A 16,357-nucleotide genomic window follows, 5' to 3' on the forward strand; every position below is an offset into this window, starting at 1 on the left:
GTCAGATCTCGATCGTCCTGGGGCGGCGGCGCTCGAACCACGTCACGACGATCAGGCGCGTGACCCAGATTGCCGTGAAGACGGAGGTCACGATGCCGAGGCCGAGGGTGACGGCGAAGCCGCGAACCGGGCCGGAGCCGAGCGTGAAGAGGATGACGGCCGCGATGAAGGTGGTGAAGTTGGCGTCCACGATGGCGCTGATCGCCCGCTCGTAGCCCAGTTCGATGGCCCGTGCCGGACCCCGCGCCGTCTTCAGCTCCTCCTTGATGCGCTCGAAGACGAGCACGTTGGCATCCACCGCCATGCCGATCGTGAGAACGATCCCGGCGATGCCCGGCAGGGTCAGCGTGGCGCCGATAACGGACAGGAGCCCGAAGATCAGGCCAACGTTGATCAGCAGCGCGATGTTGGCGAAGAACCCGAAGAGGCCGTAGCTTGCCCACATGAAGGCCAGAACCGCGATCCCGCCCACGATGCAGGCGATGGTGCCGGCCTGGATGCTGTCGGCGCCGAGCTCGGGGCCGATGGAGCGTTCCTGAAGGAACGAGATCTCGGCCGGCAGCGCACCGGCGCGCAGAAGCACGGCGAGGTTGTTGCTTTCCTCGACCGAGAAGTTGCCGGTGATGATGCCGGAGCCGCCGGCGATATGCGCCTGGATGACCGGGGCGGAAATCACCTCGTCATCCAGCACGATCGCGAAGGGGGAGCCGATGTTCTCCTGGGTGTAATCCCCGAAGCGGCGGGCGCCCTGCGGATTGAACCGGAAGGAGACGGCCGGGCGGCCGTTCTGGTCGAAGGTCGGCTGGCTGTCGGTGAGTTGCTCGCCGGTGACGACGGGCGACTGCTCGAGGACATAGTAGACGCCCTCCTCGTCGGCCGCCGGCAGCAGCACGTTGAGCGGCCCGGGGGCCTCGTTGGGATTGGTCGTCCGCGTGACGACCGGGTTGAAGGTGAGCTGCGCCGTCGTGCCGATGAGGTCCTTGACCTCCTGCGCGGAGCCGACGCCCGGGACCTGGATGACCACGCGGTCGGCGCCCTGCCGCTGGATGGAGGGCTCGCGGGTGCCGGCCTCGTCCACGCGGCGGCGGATGATCTCGAGGCTCTGCTGCATGGTGCGGTCGTCGGTGGCGACCTGCTCCGCTTCGGAGAGCTGCACGGTGATCACGTTGCCACTGGCGCTCGCCTCGATGTCGTTCGAGCCGGCGCCGGTGAGGCTGACCACGGGGCGGGAGATGTTGCGCACGACCTCGAGCGCGGTGGCCATGCCGTCCGCATTCTCGATCTGCAGACGAAGCTGGCCCTCCGGGGCGTTCACCCTGCGGACCGCGCCGACGGTGTCGCGCTCGCTGCGCAGGGCATCGCGGATCTCGGGCCAGTAGGCGTCCATCCTGTCGCCGTAGACCTGATCCACGGCGACCTCGGCAAGAAGGTAGGCCCCGCCCCGAAGGTCGAGGCCGAGGTTGACGAGGTTGGCCGGAAGGTAGCTTGGCCAGACGGAGGCATCGGCCTCCGCCTCAGCCGTTGCGCCGGCGGACTCGATGGTCCGAAGCGCGTCGTTGTGGGTTTCGACCCGGTCGTAGAAGAGGTTCGGCAGGGCGGCGATGAGCCCCGCCAGAACCAGCCCGATGATGACCAGCCGGCTAAAAAGCGGGATCTTCAGCATGTGCCTCTCAGCCTCAGCTCTCGGCCTGGGCGGGCTCGGTCTTGGACATGACCTGCGCGATCGTCGCGCGCACCACGCGGACGCGGACGCCTTCGGACAGTTCGATCTCGAGCTCGTCGTCGCTCTTGACCTTGGAGACCTTGCCGATCAGCCCGCCTTGCGTGACGACCATGTCACCGCGGCGCAGCGCTTCCACCATGGCGCGGTGCTGTTTCACCTTCTTCTGCTGGGGACGGATCAGCAGCAGCCACATGATGGCAAAGATGAGGATGAGCGGCAGGAACTGCATCAGGGCTCCTGCCCCACCGGCGCCGGCAGCCTGTGCGTAGGCGGGCGTTGCGAACATCTGGACTTCCTTCTCGTGACGGGTCGGCCGGGTCGCGACGACGACCCGGCGAATTGGCCGGCAACCTATGGCGGGGTGGCCTCTGGCGCAAGACGCTCAAGGCCCAAGCTGCCCGTGGCAGGGCCGCGAGGGGCGCGGCATAGAGGCGCGGGACGCGGCGGCGCCTCCATCGCTCCGCTCCCGTCTGTCGCGCCACGGTACCGAGCCGCCCCCGCGCCATCTCGGCGGTTCCTCCCGGCGCCTCGATGAGCCATAAGGCGGACCAGACATCAGTCAGGACAGTAGCGAGCCCGCGACATGCACGATATCCGCCTTATCCGCGACGATCCCGCCGCCTTCGACGCCGGCCTTGCCCGGCGCGGCGTGGCGGCCGCGTCCGAGCGCCTCCTCGCCCTCGACGCCGCACGGCGCGATGCGATCACCCGCTCCGAGGCGGCGATGGCGGAGCGCAACGCGGCCTCCAAGGAAGTCGGCAAGGCAAAGGCCTCCGGCGACGAGGCCGAATTCGAGCGCCTTCGCGCCCTCGTCGGGCAGAAGAAGGACGAGATCGCCCGCCTCGACGAGGAGGCCAAGTCGCGCGACGCCGAGTTGCGCGCGGAGCTGCTCGGCCTGCCGAACCTGCCGCTGGCGGACGTGCCCGAAGGCGAAGACGAGGACGGCAATGTCGAGTTGCACCGCCGCGGCGCGCCGCCGAGCTTCGACTTCGCGCCGAAGGAGCATTTCGATATCCCCGGCGTCCGCGCCGGCATGGATTTCGAGACCGCCGCCAAGCTGTCGGGCGCCCGCTTCGTCCTTCTGACCGGCGCCATCGCCCGCATCCACCGCGCCCTCGCCCAGTTCATGCTCGAGACGCACATTTCCGAAAACGGGCTTCTGGAGGTGAACGGTCCGGTCATGGTCCGCGAGGAAGCCATGATCGGCACCGGCCAGCTTCCGAAGTTCGGCGAGGACAGCTACCTTCTGCGCGAGGGGCTCTGGCTGATCCCGACATCGGAGGTGACCCTGACGAACATCGTGCAGGGCGATATCCTCGACGAGGCCACCCTGCCCCGCCGCATGACCGCCCATTCGCTCTGCTTCCGCTCCGAAGCCGGCAGCGCCGGGAGGGACACCTCCGGGATGCTGCGCCAGCACCAGTTCGAGAAGGTGGAGATGGTTTCGGTCACGCATCCGGACAAAGGCGAGGAGGAGCTGGAGCGGATGCGCGGATGCGCCGAGGACATTCTCGACCGCCTCGGCCTCGCCTACCGCACGATGACCCTCTGCGCGGGGGACATGGGGTTCGGCGCCCGCAAGACCTATGACCTGGAAGTCTGGCTGCCGGGACAGGACACCTACCGGGAGATCTCATCCGTCAGCTTCTGCGGCGATTTTCAGGCGCGCCGGATGAATGCCCGCTACCGTCCCGAGGGCGGCGGCAAGCCCGATTTCGTCCATACGCTGAACGGCTCCGGCCTTGCCGTCGGGCGCACCCTCATCGCGGTGCTGGAGAACGGCCAGCGCGAGGACGGCTCCGTCGCCCTGCCGGAGGCCCTCGCCCCCTGGCTCGGCGGCCGGACCCATCTGTCCGCAGCCGGCGAGCTGGTCTGAGGGTGAAGGGGGGCGCTGCCCCCCGCCTCCGGCTCCCCCCGGGGTATTTCTCGAAAGATGAACGGCCCCGGTCGTCAAACCCGGGCAACATGAGGGCGCGCGGCAGCGGACCTGCGGCCCGTCAGTAGCCGCCTGCGGGCCCCTTGCCCAGGTGCTTGCGCAGACGCGAGGGCGTGGACTTGGTGCGGTTCTTGTAGGGGTTCTGATCCCCCTGCCCGCGCACGAAGAGACGGATCGGCGTCCCCGGCATGTCGAAATCGGTGCGCAAGCCGTTCACGAGGTAGCGCCGGTAGGAATCGTTGAGCGCCTCGGGACGGGAGCACATCAGCACGAAGCCGGGCGGCCGGGTCTTCGCCTGCGTCATGTAGCGCAGGCGGATGCGGCGGCCGCCGGGCGCCGGCGGCGGGTGCGCTTCCGTCATTGCCGAGAGCCACTGGTTGAGACGGGACGTCGGGACGCGCCGGTTCCAGACGTCATGCGCCTTCAGGATCGCGTCATGCAGCCGGTCGAGGCCTCGGCCGGTCTTGGCGGAGACGGTGACGAGGGGAGCGCCGCGAAGCTGCGGCAGGAGGCGCTCGAAAGCCTCCTTCAGCTCCGCCAGCTTGCCTTGCCGGTCCTCCTCCACGTCCCACTTGTTCACCGCGACGACGACCGCCCTTCCCTCCCGCTCGGCGAGGTCGGCGATCCGGAGATCCTGACTTTCGAAGGGGATTTCCGCGTCGAGCAGGATCACCACCACCTCGGCGAACTTCACCGCGCGGAGGCCATCGCCGACGGAGAGCTTCTCCAGCTTCTCCACCACCTTGGCCTTTCGGCGCATCCCGGCGGTGTCGAAGACGCGCATGGGCACGTCCTTCCAGTCGATCCGGAGGGAGATCGCGTCGCGGGTGATGCCCGCCTCCGGGCCGGTCAGCAGGCGATCCTCCCCGAGGATCTTGTTCACCAGCGTGGACTTGCCGGCATTCGGACGGCCCACGACCGCGACCTGAAGGGGGCGTGCGGCGGTGATGGCGGCACGGGGGTTCGGCGCGTCGAAGTCCTCGCCATCCTCCTCCAGCTCGTCCGGCAGGGTGACATCCGTCTCGGGCGCCTCTCTGGCGGCACGTTCGGCATAGGCATCGGCCAGAGGCATGAGCGCGGCATGAAGGTCCGACATGCCCTCGCCGTGTTCGGCGGACAGGCGGATCGGCTCGCCGAGGCCAAGACCGTAGGCCTCGAAGATGCCGGCATCCGCGGCGCTGCCCTCGGCCTTGTTGGCGGCGAGAAGCACGTTCTTCGCGCCCTTGCGGAGAATGCCCGCGAAGAGTTCGTCCGTCGGGGTCACGCCTGCACGGGCGTCGAGCATGAAGAGACAGACATCCGCCTCGGCCACCGCCCGCTCGGTGAGCTTGCGCATCCGTCCCTCGAGGCTTTCGTCCGTTGCCTCCTCGAGACCGGCCGTGTCGATGACGGTGAACCGCAGATCGCCGAGACGGCCCTCCCCCTCCCGCAGATCGCGGGTGACGCCGGGACGGTCGTCCACCAGCGCGAGGCGCTTGCCGACGAGGCGGTTGAAGAGGGTGGACTTGCCCACGTTCGGGCGGCCCACGAGGGCGAGCGAAAAGGTCATGGCGGTGCTCCGGTCAGGATCGGCCCCTTACACGGGCTTCACCCCCCGTGTAAATGCCGGTCGGATCTGTGCATCGCCCTCAGCGGTAGGCGTGAAGCTGCCCGGATCCCGAAACGATGTAGAGCGTCCCGCCCGCGACGACCGGGTTCGTGCTCGCTCCGCCCGGCAGCTCGACCTGCGCCAGGAGACCGCCGGTTTCGGGGGAGAAGGCCCGGAGGAGACCGTCCGAGGAGCCGACCCAGAGCCGCCCGCCGGCAAGGACAGGCCCGTAATGGGTGTAGATGTCCCGGCGACGTTTCGGGGCGTCGTTGGTGAAGAAGGGGAGCGGGTTCGCCCAGATCTTCTGGCCGGTTGCCGCGTCGAGGCGCACCAGCTCGTTGATGTCGGACACGAGGAAGACCGATCCGCCGGCGGGCCAGACGGGGCTCATCGCTCCCTCCCGCGCGGTCCAGAGACGCTCCCCGGTGCCCAGCTCGAACGCGGCGACGCGGCCGGAGGGGCTGCCGGCATAGACGACGTTGCCGTCGATCACAGGATCGCCGGTGATGTCCGTAACGCCGGCCCAGGCGCGACCGAGGCGCTTGCCCGCAAGGGTCGCGTTCCAGAGCTGGAGACCGCCCATGGGCAGCGTGGTGACGAGTTCGGCCGACCCGAACGGGAAGACGACCGCGCCATCCGAGGCGGCGGGGCCCGCGCCGTTGACCATCACGCTGTCCGTCGGCGCGGCGGCGACCTGCCATTGAAGGCGTCCGTTCGCGGCGCCGACGGCGAATGCCCGTGCATCGCGGGTGGAGACGTAGACCAGATCGCCCATCACGGTCGGCGCGCCGGAGATCGGGCCGTCGAATTCCTGCTCCCACATCTCGGCGCCGGTGGCCGGATCGAGCGCGCGGAGTTCGCCGTAACCGGTGGACACGAAGAGCCGCCCGCCCCCGATCGCGAGGCCGCCGCCGGACGCGCCGCGGCTGCTCTCGCCCGCGGGGCGAAGATTGCGGGTCCACAGAAGCGCGCCCGACGTGCTGTGCGCGCTGACGGTGGATGCGCTGTCGAGGGTGAAGACGCGGCCGCCGGAGACGACGGGATCGGCGGTGATGCGCTGTTTGCGGGTGTCTCCCTCGCCGATATTCGCCGTCCAGATCCGGGTGAGGGAGGTGGCGAGAGCGGGGTGCTGGATCTCGTGCCGGGCGGTGCCGTTCCGGTGGGTCCACTCGGTATGATTGACCTGCGCCGGAGCGGCGAAGGCGCGCGCGCCGGCAGGCGGCAACTCCCCTTCGACACTGCCCATGTCGAGCACGTCGCGGACGCCGATGCGCTCTCCGGGGAGGATCGTCTCACGGTTGCAGCCGGTGAGCGCGAGGCTGGCCAGTGCCGCTCCCGCCAGAATGCTGAATGCCTTCACGCCTTCGTCCCTCGTGCCTCCGGGTATGCCCCGGTTCTGTCGCGTCCTGCCCCCCGCCTAGTCCGGGAGGCGCTGCCCCCATGCGGGGGGCGTGGCTATCTCGGCGCAGCCGTCAGCCCGCTTCGGACTCCGGTTCGCCCTCGAGCGCCACAATCAACTGCGTGACGCGCCGGATCAAGCCTTGGGTCAGGTTCGGCTCGTCGAGCAGCGACTGCGCCAGCTCCAGCGCCTGGTCGTCCTCGCCCGCCGCGGCGAGATCGATGGCCTGTTGCTCCATCGCCAGCGCCCTGTAGGGCGCGCCGGGGGTCGCGATACGCTCCAGAAGCTGGGCGCGCGTCGTGTTGTCCACGCCGCCGGCCTCGCCGAGAAGCACCATCTTGAAGGCAGCCAGATCACCGTAGATGCGGGAAATATCGGCGTCCGCCACCACCGGGCGCAGGGCCTCGGCACTGGCTTCGGGATCGCTTCCGGCAAGCCGTTCGGCGGCCAGGAGAAGCGACAGGACCGGCATCTCGCCTTCCGCAGCGCGGATCTCGGCCAGCGCATCGGTGCGGGCAGCGTCGTCGGGAAGTTCGAGGGCGGTGAGGACCGCATCCCCGAACGCGCGCGCTTCCGCGATCTCGCGGGACTGGCGATATTCGTACCAGGCGGCGCCGGCCACGAGCAGCACGACGAGAAGGATCGGAATCCAGCCCCAGCGCTTCATCATCCTGAAGAGCCGGTCCCGGCGAACCTCGTCGTTCACCTCGTCGATGAAGCTTTCGTTGTTGCTCATGCGCCCCTGCCTGCCCCCGGGAGCGATCCAGCCCCCTTGTCTTGCCGCGCCTCTTTAGCCGATCGCCAGACGCGATGCCAACCCCGGGCGCGCCTGCGCATCCCGGCGCGGACGCACGTTGCGGTGTCCGGTCGGCTCAGAGTGCCGCAAGACACGGGGCAGGCGCGCCGGACCGAGGGTGCCCTAGCCCATCAGTGAGGTGCCTCGCCGCACGAAAAAGGCGCGGGGAGAATGTCCCCCCGCGCCTCTCATCTTCCTAGTGTCGTCCGTTTACCGGGCGGAGGCCGTCTGCTGCAGGAGCGGCGTGATCCGGCGCACTGTGGCACGGCGGTTCGCAGGTTCCGCGGACAGCGTCTCAACCTTCAGGAACTGCTCGCCGTACCCTTGGGTCACGAGGTTCTCCGGCGGAACGTCGAAGTACTCGGTCAGAGCGAGCGCGACGCTCTCCGCGCGACGGTCGGACAGGCCGAGGTTGTAGGCAGCGTTGCCCACCGCATCGGTGTGACCTTCGACGAGGAACATCTCGCGCGGGTTGTCGGCGATCGTGTCGCTGATCGCACGGCCCAGCTGCACGAGCGTGCGCGCTTCATCCGGGGAGATGGCCGAAGAGCCGGAGGCAAAGGTGATTGCCTCGACGTCGATGGCCGGCGCGAGTTCGCGCACCTGACGGATGTCACGCACCTGGTAGAGCGCGTAGCTGCGGTCCGTGTTGACCTGCGTGGACAGAGCCCGGCGCAGGGCAGCTTCGTCGGCGGTCGACGTGTCGGCGAAGTTGAAGACGGGCTGCTGGTTCTCCGGCAGGGTTTGGACGTTCACCTGCTGGACAGACCCGGTGTCGTCAAAGAGAACGACCTGCTCTCCGTCCGGATAGACCTTCGTCCGGCGAAGGACGCGCAGCTGTGAATCGCGCAGCGTGACGATCTGGGTCCCGTCGGGGCGCGTCACGATCTGGCGGCTGGAGCCGTCGTCGTAGGTGCGGGTCTGCACCTCGTTACCCGGCTGACGCAGAAGGGCGTTGTCGTCCTTCAGAACGTCGTAGCTGCCGTCCTGACGCTCGACCACGACACGGTCGCCGGAGTTGGCGACGACGCGGCGGTTGTTGGACAGGACCGCACCTACGGCGAGTGCGCCCAGAACGCCGATGGCGGCCTTCTGACCGGTGGTCAGACCGTCATCGTCATCGTCGTCATCGTTGTTGCGCGCGTTGGTCGTGAGCTGGTTGATGAACTCCTCGGCGGAAGAGCGGCTGTCGGCCTCGGTGACGGTTTCTTCGGTCACCTCGACGGTGTCATCCTCGGCGTCCGCCTCACCGGATTCCTCGGCCTGCACCGCGGCAGAGGTGCTGGAGCCATCCTCGGCACGGTCGGTGCCGATGTTCTCAACGATTTCTTGCGTCTCCTCGTCGAGCTCGGGCTCCTCGAGAAGGGCAGCGAGGGATTCTTCCTCGTTCGTGAACTCCGCGTCGGCGGCCGTATCGGTGTCGGCGTCGGTCGTTTCGGCGTCCGCCTCGGCAGTCGTCTCGGCAGTCGTCTCGGTCTCGGCAGTCGTCTCCGTCTCGCCGTCCTCTTCGGACATCTCCGCGTCAGTCATCTCGGTGTCTTCGGGAGACTGCGCGTCGGTCTCGGCTGCGATGGCCGAACCCAGATCGTTCTCGGTCTCAGCGTCCGAGGAGTCGGCATTGTCGAGCAGCTGCTCGGCGGCGCTTTCGCTCTCCTCGGCGACCTCATCGGACATGTCATCCATGGTCTCGACCGTCTCGTCAGACATCTCGTCGACGCTTTCGGCCGTCTCGGTCGCCGCGTCGTCCATTTCGGACGCAGCTTCGTCAGCAACCTCTTCAGTCTCGTCCACAACCTCGGCGGCGGTTTCTTCCGTTTCGTCCGTCGCCTCGTCCATGGCTTCATCCATGGTCTCCGGCATCGGATCGGCCTCGGCATCCGTCTCGGCCGTGGTTTCCGCAGTGACGGACATGTCCGTCGCGCCTTCGGTCATGGCCTCGTCGGTCGCGACATCGGCTTCGCCGGACATGTCGGTCTCGGCTTCGACCTCCGTCTCGGAGGACTGCTCGGCCTCCGGATCCTCGATCTCACCAGCCTCGATCAGCTCCTCTTCGGTGAAGCACGTTGGCATCTCGATCTCGCCGGCGAGACCCTCCGCGCCCTCTTCGGGGACGATGAGCTGCTCGCCGTCCTCGCACATTTCCGCGCCCACGGCGTCCGCGAGAGCGTCCTGCGCATAAAGCGGCGCCGTCGGCGCCACCAGAGAAATGCTCGCGACCAGCGCGGTCGTCGTACGCAAGGTTTTCTTGCCCATGAAGTTCATTTGACCTGCCTCCCAGGATATAGGTTTCGCAGCAAACTCCGAGGGGGCCGCGTCGGTTCCTCACGGCTGCGTGGGCTGGGCCGCTCTCAGCATCGCCATCAACCGGCCCCGCTCGCCGGCATCCATGGATCCTGCCAGCACCGAGGCAAGGTCTTCGAGAGCCCGGATCGAATGCCCTGCACGGAAGGAATCGACATGCGGCAGCATCGAGCGGATGCCGGCCGCGCGCGGGGAGAAGCCGTCGAAGCGCAGAAGCGGGTTCACCCAGATCACCCGGCGCGCGGATAGCCGGAGCCGCTCCATCTGCCGGGCGAGCTGGTCCGGTGCGCCCCGCTCCAGCCCGTCGGTGATCAGAAGCACGATCGCCCCCCGCGCAAGAACCCGTCGGGACCAGTCGCGGTTGAAGGCCGCGAGGCTCTCCGCGATCCGCGTCCCCCCCTCCCAGTCCGCCGCTTCGCGTCCGGCTGCGGAGAGGGCGGCATCGACGTCCCGCCGATCGAGGTGGCGGGTGATGTTGGTCAGTCGGGTGCCGAACGTAAAGGCATGGACACGGCCCCACCCCGCGTCCCTCCTGTTCGAGACCGCGTGAAGGAAGTGCAGGACGATCCGCGAGTATTCCGACATCGAGCCAGAGATGTCGCAAAGCGCCACGAGATCCGGCGGCCGGACGCCCTTCTTTCGCATCGGCAGCGCCCCGATCTCGCCGCCCCGCCGCGCGGAGGCCGCGAGGACCCGGCGCCAGTCGGGCGAGCGCCCTGCCCTGTCCGCCCGCATCCGCCGGCTCTGGATCTGCGGCAGACCGAGGGCCATTCGGCTCACCGCCCGCTCCGCTGCCCGCATCTCATCGGCGCTCATCTGCGCAAAATCGAGGCTGCGAAGGCGCTCGTCTGCGGATGCCGTGGCCCGCGCGTCGATCTCCGTAACGTCCTCGCTGCCCGCATGGTCCTGCGGCGGTGGAGGCGCCTCTTGCGTCAGGGCTTCGGCGGCACGCCGGGCGCCCGGATCGGCGGCGCGTTCCTCCTGCAAGCCGCGCACCGAGGGGACCAGCAGCGCCATCATGTGCTCGAGGTACCGCGGGTCGCGCCAGAACAGCCGGAACGCCTGCGCGAAGACCGTGCGCTCCTCCGGCCGCGAGACGAAGCACGCATGGAGCACCCAATAGAAATCCCGGCGGTCCGAAAACCCGGCCGCCTCCACCGCGCGCACAGCGTCGCTCACACGCCCCGGCCCGACCTTCAGCCCGGCCGCCCGGAGCGCCCGCGCGAAATGCGCGACGTTCTCGGCCAGCCGGCCATGCTCCGGGATCTCGGGCGCGCCGATCCGCGCCATCAGGCGATCTCCGCCCGTGCCTCCGCGAGGATCCGCGCCGCCTCCGAGCCCTGCATGCGCGCGATGTCGTCCTGGTACTTGAGCACCGCGCCCAGCGTGTCGGTGATCACCTCCGGCGACAGCGCCACCGCGTCCAGCGCGAGAAGACAGCGGGCCCAGTCGATGGTCTCCGCGACGCCCGGCCGCTTGAAGAGGTCCGCGTCCCGGAGCCGCTGCACGAAGGCGACCACCTCCCGGCTGAGCCGCGCCTGCGCCTCCGGCACCCGTGCGGCGAGAATGGCCAGCTCCCGCTCGGCATCGGGATAGTCCACCCAGTGATAGAGGCAGCGGCGCTTGAGAGCGTCATGGACTTCCCGCGTCCGGTTCGACGTCAGCACCACGATCGGCGGGGCCTCCGCGCGGATCGTGCCCAGTTCCGGCACCGTCACCTGAAAGTCGCTCAGCGCTTCGAGCAGAAAGGCCTCAAACGGCTCGTCCGTCCGGTCGATCTCGTCGATGAGCAGGACCGGCGCCCCGCCCGGACCCGGCCGCATCGCCTCGAGGAGAGGTCGCTCGACGAGGTAGGCCTCGGAGAACATCTCGGCCACCAGCTCCTCGCGGCTGGCCGCCCCGCCGGCGGCCTCCGCCGCGCGCATGGCAATCATCTGCGCGGGGAAGTTCCACTCGTAGACCGCGCTCGCCGCGTCCAGCCCCTCGTAGCACTGCAGGCGAATCAGGCGGCGCCCCAGCCCCACGGCGAGCGCCTTAGCGATTTCCGTCTTCCCGGTGCCCGCCTCGCCCTCGATGAAAAGCGGCCGCCCGAGCCGAAGCGACAGGAACACCACGGTCGCCAGCGCCCGCCCGCAGATGTAATCCTGCCGCGCCAGCATCTCCTCCACCTCGCCTATGGAGCCCGGCACCTGAGCCATTCCCGTCCCCTCCCCGCACGGATCCTCTCCTCCCGAGGCTGCGCCGGGCGCGTCGGGGCGGTCAAGCGGTGGCGGCGCGGCGCGATGAGGGCTAACCTCGCCCCCGCCCCCAGGTTGAACGGAGACCGGCATGGACGGAACGAGCAAGACACGGTCCCTGCGCTTCCGCGGTCTCGCCTTTCCGGGGGTGGAGGTGCTCCCGGGAGCGGTCCGCCGGGCCATGCGCGCAGGTGAGTACGACGAGGACCTGATCGCCGCCGCCCTGCGCCATGCCCGCACCGATGACAGTGTCCTGATCGTCGGAGGAGGGCCGGGCCATATCGCCGGCGTTCTCGCAGCGCGCCTCGGCGTTCCCCGCGTGGCCGTGACCGAGCCCGACCCCCGCCTCGCCGCCATGATCCGCGGCATGGCGGAGGAGAACGGACTGCCCCGCATCGCCCTCCGCCCCGGTCTGGTCGCTGGGGCACCCGGCCTCACGCGCCTCTCGGCGCCCGCGGATCCCCTAAGCGCGGTGCCGGTCTCCGCCGAGGACGGCCCGGAGATCCCCCTTCTCGGTATTGCAGAGCTCGAACGGGACCACGCGCCCACCCTTCTCATCGCCTCCCCGCGAGAGGCCGAATCGCTGGCAATGTCGGAACGCCCCTTCTCCGGCCTCCGCGCCGCGATCCTCTGTCTCACGCCTGACCGCGACGGCCCCGCCGGCACCGATGCCGCCCTCGCCGCGATGGCCGCCGCAGGCCTCACCTACGCGCCCCGCCATTCCGCGGGCGCCCTCCTGGTGTTTCGCAGAGAGGCCTGAAAGCCGCCGCGAAATGCTCCTTCCGGCTCCTTGATCCGGCCACGTTCGGTTGCGACATCGGGCACAACGGAATGATTGGCCTGCCGGACGCGCACCACCCCGAGAGATCGGTGGACGGATGCGTCCGGTCGCCGCTAGACTGGAGACCGTGATGGACGGCAGCGCGACTCCGACAGGCCCCGCCCCGGAGGCGGAGGACGACAGCCACACGAGCGCCTGGCGCGCCCGTCTGGACGCACACGGCCGCATGCACGGCTTTCACGAGCGCCTCGGCCGCGACCATGGGGCACTCTATACCGAAGACGACGAGGACGTGCTTCTCGTCACCTTCGAGAATGCCGAGATCATCCGCGATGGCGGCGAGACGGAGCTGCCCTACGGCCTGAGCATCGCCGGCAAGGAGGGCTGGTCCCAGCTCTGCCTCTATTCCGAGGGCGACACCTGGTTCAGGGACGCCGACGTCCACGCCTTCTTCGACAAGCTCATCGACGAGGGCTTCTTCGATCAGTTCAAGACCGTCCTCTTCTACGGCGCGGGCCCCTGCGGCTATGCGGCCGCGGCCTATTCCGTCGCCTCTCCCGGCGCGCGACTTCTGCTGATCGGCCCCCAGGCGACGCTCGAGCCCGGCATTGCCGGGTGGGACCGTCGCTGGCCGGAGATGCGCCGCGTCTGCTTCGCGGATCGGTTCGGCTATGCCCCGCGCATGGCCGACGGTGCCGAACAGGGCTGGATCATCTACGACCCCACCGTGCTCGAGGACGCGATGCATGCCGCGCTCTTCACCCGGCCGGGCATGACGATGCTGCCGGTGTCCCATCTCGGCACGGCCCCCGAAGGCCATCTCAAGCGGATGAACGTCCTCGTCCCGATCCTCAGGGCCGCCGGCAAGGGCACGTTCGACGCAAAGGCCTTCGCCCGCCACTGGCGCCGGCGTCATGACTACCCGCCCTACCTCCGCCGCACGCTCGGCAAGCTCGAGGAGGAGGATCGCCCGCTTCTGGCCGCGCTCTGGGCGCGCGCCGCGCTCAAGGTGGCGAACCGCCCCCGGTTCCGCCGCGCCCTAGCCGCCGCCGAGGAGGCCCTGGCCGCGAAGGGTCGCACCCTGCCGCCGGCCCGCGAGGACGACTAGGTCCGCATCCTTTCGGCGCCGCCCTGCGGCCGGGGACCCGCGCGCGCCTCCATTTTCATCTTTCCGACGCAATATCTCCGCCCGAGGCCCGATCGGCCATGGGCGGGGCGCCGGTACCGCGGCGCCGCGCTTGACCCGTCCGGCCCGGATCGCGTCCACTGGCGCAAACGATCCCCACGAGGCCCTCCCCCATGCCAGCGACGATCTCCCGCGACACCTATGCCGCCATGTTCGGACCGACCACCGGCGACCGCGTGCGGCTGGCCGACACCGACCTCGTCATCGAGGTCGAGCGTGACCTGACCACCTATGGCGAGGAGGTGAAGTTCGGCGGCGGCAAGGTGATCCGGGACGGAATGGGCCAGTCCCAGGTCAGTCGCGCCGAGGGCGCGATGGATACCGTCATCACCAACGCGCTGATCGTGGACGCGACCGGCATCTACAAAGCCGATGTCGGCCTGAGAGACGGGCGCATCCACACGATCGGCAAGGCCGGCAACCCCGATACCCAGACCGGCGTGGACGTGATCATCGGCCCCGGCACGGAGATCATCGCCGCCGAGGGCCGCATCCTCACAGCCGGCGCGTTCGACAGCCATATCCACTTCATCTGCCCGCAGCAGGTGGAGGACGCGCTTCATTCCGGCGTGACGACCATGCTCGGAGGCGGCACCGGCCCCGCCCACGGCACGCTCGCCACGACCTGTACCCCCGGCCCGTGGCATCTGGGGCGGATGCTCCAGGCGCTTGACGGCCTGCCGATGAATTTCGGCCTCTCGGGCAAGGGCAACGCCTCCCGCGCCGCGCCGCTGGTCGAGATGGTGGACGGCGGTGCCTGCGCGCTCAAGCTGCACGAGGACTGGGGCACCACCCCGGCCGCCATCGACACCTGTCTCTCCGTCGCGGACGACATGGACGTCCAGGTGATGATCCACACCGATACGCTGAACGAAAGCGGCTTCGTCGAGAACACCATCGCCGCGATGAAGGGCCGGACGATCCACGCCTTCCACACCGAGGGCGCCGGCGGCGGACACGCCCCCGACATCATCCGCGTCTGCGGCCTGCCGCACGTGATCCCCTCCTCGACCAACCCGACGCGGCCCTTCACGGGCAACACGCTCGAGGAGCATCTCGACATGCTCATGGTCTGCCACCACCTCGACCGCTCGATCCCGGAGGACGTCTCCTTCGCCGAAAGCCGGATTCGCAAGGAAACCATTGCCGCCGAGGATATCCTGCACGACATGGGCGCCTTCTCGATCATCGCGTCGGACAGCCAGGCGATGGGCCGTGTCGGCGAGGTCATCATCCGCACGTGGCAGACGGCGCACAAGATGAAGGTCCAGCGCGGACGGCTGCCCGGAGAGGCCGGGGAGAACGACAATCTCCGCGTCCGCCGCTACATCGCCAAGTACACCATCAATCCGGCCATCGCGCATGGCATGTCCGCCCATATCGGCAGCATCGAGCCCGGCAAGCGGGCAGATCTCGTGCTGTGGTCTCCCGCCTTCTTCGGGGTGAAGCCCGACACGGTCCTGATCGGGGGCAGCATCGCCTGCGCGCAGATGGGCGATCCCAATGCCTCCATTCCGACGCCGCAGCCGGTCTATTCGCGCCCCATGTTCGGCGCCCTCGGGCAGGCGGCGACGCGCTCCGCCGTCACCTTCGTCTCCCAGTCAGCGCAGACCCGCGGTCTCGCCGGAGAGCTCGGCCTGATGCGCGGCACGCTGGCCGTCGGCGATACCCGCGGCATCGGCAAGGCGGACATGATCCTGAACGACGCGATGCCGGCGATCGACGTGAATCCCGAAACCTACGAGGTCCGCGCGGACGGGGAACTGCTGACCTGCGAGCCAGCGACGGAGCTGCCAATGGCGCAGCGCTACTTCCTGTTCTGAGGATCATGCTGCAGGTGCAGCCATGCGCCGACCCCCAGGCTTTTCGTCGCCGCTCCCCTGCCGCCCGGACCGCGCGCTTGCCGGAGGCCCTTGTTTTCCTGCGCCATGCATCTCACGCAACCCTATATTGGTCAGTATGCATGACCTTGCCATGAGCCTCGTGCAACGCGGGTCTTCGGCCTTGTCGGTGGTCGTCTTCCGCGCTGCGGCATAACTTGGCGTCAGCAGCAGACAACGACATTCGAGAGCAGGAACCATACCATGGCCTTCATCACCGGCACCCACAGCACCGACCACGCCAGCACCCTTGGCAGCGCCATCGCGGCCCCCTTCCGCGCCTTCGGCCGCTTCCTCGTGTCGATCGGCGAGAGCAATGCCCGCCTCCGCCGCGTGCAGGAGCTGCAGAACCTGACGGACGCACAGCTTGCCAAGCGTGGCCTGACCCGCGACGACATCGTGCGCTACGTCTTCCGCGACAGGCTCTACTGATCAGCCGCCGCGTCAGCATGCAGCATGGCCCTTGCGGGCCCCGTCAGGACAGCTAACCTGACCTGATGACGCAGATGGACGACAGATCGGCCGCAGAG

General features: G+C 68.9%; 13 protein-coding genes. 5 read left to right on the forward strand and 8 right to left on the reverse strand.

Features of this window, described 5'->3' with window-relative positions; all coding sequences use genetic code 11:
* Position 1: 1 nt before the first annotated feature.
* Positions 2 to 1,663 carry a protein translocase subunit SecD gene (secD, locus tag DQG15_RS03340; protein ID WP_116082715.1) on the reverse strand — a complete coding sequence of 554 codons (1,662 nt, stop codon included), beginning with the start codon at positions 1,661 to 1,663 and terminating at the stop codon, positions 2 to 4.
* Between the two features lie 13 nt (positions 1,664 to 1,676).
* Positions 1,677 to 2,009 carry a preprotein translocase subunit YajC gene (gene yajC, locus DQG15_RS03345; protein WP_198665055.1) on the reverse strand — a complete coding sequence of 111 codons (333 nt, stop codon included), beginning with the start codon at positions 2,007 to 2,009 and terminating at the stop codon, positions 1,677 to 1,679.
* Positions 2,010 to 2,306: 297 nt separating this feature from the next.
* Between yajC and serS the strand changes: the two genes are divergently transcribed.
* Entirely contained in the window at positions 2,307 to 3,599 is a 1,293-nt protein-coding gene (serS, locus tag DQG15_RS03350) for a serine--tRNA ligase (RefSeq protein ID WP_116082716.1), read from the forward strand.
* A gap of 121 nt (positions 3,600 to 3,720) precedes the next feature.
* On the opposite strand, the gene der is transcribed toward serS, so the two are convergent.
* The 6 genes from der to DQG15_RS03380 form a co-directional block, all read right to left on the reverse strand.
* Positions 3,721 to 5,208, reverse strand: a complete 1,488-nt coding sequence (der, locus tag DQG15_RS03355) for a ribosome biogenesis GTPase Der (RefSeq protein ID WP_116082718.1) — start codon at positions 5,206 to 5,208, stop codon at positions 3,721 to 3,723.
* A gap of 79 nt (positions 5,209 to 5,287) precedes the next feature.
* Positions 5,288 to 6,607 carry a PQQ-binding-like beta-propeller repeat protein gene (locus tag DQG15_RS03360; RefSeq protein ID WP_232830695.1) on the reverse strand — a complete coding sequence of 440 codons (1,320 nt, stop codon included), beginning with the start codon at positions 6,605 to 6,607 and terminating at the stop codon, positions 5,288 to 5,290.
* Positions 6,608 to 6,719: 112 nt separating this feature from the next.
* Positions 6,720 to 7,382 (reverse strand): hypothetical protein, encoded by a 663-nt coding sequence (locus tag DQG15_RS03365; RefSeq protein WP_116082721.1) that lies wholly within the window; start codon positions 7,380 to 7,382, stop codon positions 6,720 to 6,722.
* A 270-nt stretch (positions 7,383 to 7,652) separates the two neighbouring features.
* Positions 7,653 to 9,704: an OmpA family protein gene (locus tag DQG15_RS03370; protein WP_116082723.1), complete on the reverse strand. Its 2,052-nt coding sequence runs from the start codon at positions 9,702 to 9,704 to the stop codon at positions 7,653 to 7,655.
* 60 nt (positions 9,705 to 9,764) lie between these two features.
* Positions 9,765 to 11,033, reverse strand: coding sequence for a VWA domain-containing protein (locus DQG15_RS03375; RefSeq protein ID WP_116082724.1), 1,269 nt, complete (start codon positions 11,031 to 11,033; stop codon positions 9,765 to 9,767).
* Entirely contained in the window at positions 11,033 to 11,941 is a 909-nt protein-coding gene (locus tag DQG15_RS03380) for a MoxR family ATPase (RefSeq protein ID WP_116082726.1), read from the reverse strand. The genes DQG15_RS03375 and DQG15_RS03380 overlap by 1 nt, the downstream gene beginning before the upstream one ends.
* Positions 11,942 to 12,071: 130 nt before the next feature.
* On the opposite strand from DQG15_RS03380, the gene DQG15_RS03385 reads away from it, so the two are divergent.
* From DQG15_RS03385 to DQG15_RS03400, 4 genes are all read left to right on the forward strand, one after another.
* Entirely contained in the window at positions 12,072 to 12,740 is a 669-nt protein-coding gene (locus tag DQG15_RS03385; RefSeq protein WP_116082728.1) for a hypothetical protein, read from the forward strand.
* Positions 12,741 to 12,891: 151 nt separating this feature from the next.
* Positions 12,892 to 13,869: a phosphoadenosine phosphosulfate reductase gene (locus DQG15_RS03390; protein WP_116082729.1), complete on the forward strand. Its 978-nt coding sequence runs from the start codon at positions 12,892 to 12,894 to the stop codon at positions 13,867 to 13,869.
* A gap of 191 nt (positions 13,870 to 14,060) precedes the next feature.
* The gene (gene ureC / locus DQG15_RS03395) at positions 14,061 to 15,770 is read left to right on the forward strand and encodes an urease subunit alpha (protein ID WP_116082731.1); all 1,710 of its coding nucleotides are present in this window, start codon (positions 14,061 to 14,063) and stop codon (positions 15,768 to 15,770) included.
* Positions 15,771 to 16,031: 261 nt separating this feature from the next.
* Positions 16,032 to 16,259: a DUF1127 domain-containing protein gene (locus tag DQG15_RS03400; protein ID WP_116082733.1), complete on the forward strand. Its 228-nt coding sequence runs from the start codon at positions 16,032 to 16,034 to the stop codon at positions 16,257 to 16,259.
* Positions 16,260 to 16,357 lie beyond the last annotated feature (98 nt).

Origin of the sequence: Tropicimonas sp. IMCC34011, assembly GCF_003390865.1 — a bacterium.
GTDB lineage: Bacteria > Pseudomonadota > Alphaproteobacteria > Rhodobacterales > Rhodobacteraceae > Tropicimonas_B.